This is a genomic window from Actinosynnema sp., assembly GCF_052038725.1.
This window is the reverse complement of record NZ_JBQGCX010000379.1, coordinates 1-2020: the sequence shown is the minus strand read 5'-3', so window position 1 is coordinate 2020 and position 2020 is coordinate 1. Positions and strand designations below refer to the sequence as shown.

The following is a 2020-nucleotide window of genomic DNA, read 5'->3' as shown; positions in this document are numbered from 1 at the left end:
GGTCGACCTCGGGCGGCGCCGCGTCCTGCCCGTCCTCGGCGACCTCGTAGGTCACGCCGAGCGCGGCGGCCAGCTCGTCCCCGTGGACCCACCGGCCCTCGGCTGGGGCCAGGCCGACCGCGTCCAGGAACGCGGCGAGGTCGGCAGCGGTGCGGAAGCACGCGGCGAACCAGTACTCCGAGTCGGTGGCGTTGCGGTAGCGCTCCTCCTCCCTCTTGGCGCGGGCGCGGAACCCCTGGGCGTTGACGTCCAACTCCTCCTCGGGGCCGTCGCCCTTGGCGACGCGGGGCTCGGCGTTGAGCGCGGCCAGCAGATCAACCGGGGCGACCGCGTGCTGCGATCGCCCCATCGCCTTGAGCCGGGCCAGCGGATCGAAACCGTCGTCAGGCTGCGTGCCGGGCACGGAACACCTCCAGTGCCGCCATCGGGAACCACTCCAGGATCAGCGCGTAGTCCTCGGGGCGGTGCTCGGCCAGCGGCGCGACGAACCGCAGGTCCAGACCGTCCCAGGAACGGCCGAACCACTCGTAGTCGACGGGCAGGGTCGCGCCGTGGTGGGCGATGACCTCCCGCACGTGCGCGACCCGCCAGTCCCAGACGATGGAGAGCTTGCGGGTGGCCTCGCGCTTGGGGCCGTAGGTGGTCATGGCCATGCGCCGGTTCGGCGAGTCCGAGGCGCGCACCCCGTCGCAGTTCCAGGCGTTCGGCAGCCCGAGGTCGGCGCGGATCATGTCCGCCATCTCCTCGTAAGACGGCTCGGGCAGGTCGACGGCGTCGATCACCGCCAGGCGCTGGGGTGCCTGGAAGGTGAAGGTGTTCAACCACCGGAACAGCGCCGGGTGCGGGTAGCGGTGGATGCGCACGCCGAAGAAGTTCTCGAAGTCGGCCAGCGACTCGTCAACGAACGACATCCCCGGCACGTGGTACAGGAAGTAGGGCACCACCTCCACCCCCGCGTCGCGCAGCGACAGCCACGCCGCGAGGCTGTCCTTCCCGCGTGAGAAGCCCAGCAGAACCGGGTTTCCCTCCTCGCGCAGCTCGGCGAGCAGTTCGGGCGAGGACGGCTGTCCGTCGATCGCCACGAGCCCCTCGGGCCGGTAGGTCATGGGCGGGCACCTCCGAAGACGTTGATGCGAACCGGATCGGTAATGCGGACCGCATCACCGGCACGCGGCCGGACGGGGCGGATCAGGGCGGGGTGTCACGGGCGAGCGTGCGGCTGACCGTGGACTGCGCGACCTGGGCGTGCGCGGCGATCTCGTGCTGCGTCGCCCCGAGTTCGTAGGCTTGGCGCACAAGGGATTCATGCTCGGCGAGCCAGGCGGCGGCCTGGTCGGCTGCCAGCTCCAGCCGCTCCAGCACAGCGGCCAACTCCCGCCCCTGTTCACTGTCCGGGGGGACCGGGCGGCGGACGTGGGAGCGGCGCTGCCGGAAACCTGACCGGCCGGAACTGGGCCTCAATGGCTTGTGCCCTCCTGGACCGGTCAGGGGTCACCCCCTGGATACCGCACGCCCCGACGCGCGGGGGCGGTCACGGGCTGTTCCAGCCACCACGGGTGCGGGGGTCCCTAGCGGTGATCCGGGCATGGCACGGCCCGCACAGCCCCCGGCCCCGGTCCGGGTGGTCGGGGTCCAGCCCTGCGGCCACCAGCTCCCGGCGGGTGAGCGGCCAGTGGTCGGCCACGGTGGAGGATGCGGCACAACCGGTGCCGGGGTGGTCGGGACAGTCGGTCAGGTCACAGCGGCACACCCGGTCACCGGGACGGGCCAACACGGCGGGCCGGAACTGGGACCTGTGTCGGCCGGTGTAGCCGCGCTGCGCGCTGGTGCCGTGGGCACGGCGGGCACGGCTTCGGCACGGCGGGCACATCCCCCGACCGCCGACGGTGGTGTTCGGACAGCCGGGGCGGGAACAGGTGCGGGGTGCACGGGCGGGCAACGGCACCACCCCGTGCACGGGACTACCCCCGGCGGATGCCGGGGGCAGTCAGGGGCGGGACCGGCTACAGGTCTTCGGTCA

General features: G+C 72.7%; 3 protein-coding genes. All 3 read right to left on the bottom strand.

Translation table 11 applies throughout. The features are described 5' to 3' along the window. Positions 1-349: hypothetical protein (locus ACTUAL_RS07640; protein WP_440899749.1), on the bottom strand; the 349-nt coding region annotated here is incomplete at its 3' end. 34 nt (positions 350-383) lie between these two features. Continuing rightward, the gene (locus tag ACTUAL_RS07635) at positions 384-1106 is read right to left on the bottom strand and encodes a hypothetical protein (protein ID WP_440899748.1); all 723 of its coding nucleotides are present in this window, start codon (positions 1104-1106) and stop codon (positions 384-386) included. An 82-nt stretch (positions 1107-1188) separates the two neighbouring features. Further along, a complete protein-coding gene (locus tag ACTUAL_RS07630; RefSeq protein ID WP_440899747.1) occupies positions 1189-1362 on the bottom strand; it encodes a hypothetical protein in 174 nt (57 codons plus the stop codon). Between the last annotated feature and the right edge of the window lie 658 nt (positions 1363-2020).

Bases quoted from the DNA above. Each gene is read 5' to 3' on its own strand.
- ACTUAL_RS07635 (WP_440899748.1), bottom strand. From the start codon at position 1,106: ATGACCTACCGGCCCGAGGGGCTCGTGGCGATCGACGGACAGCCGTCC.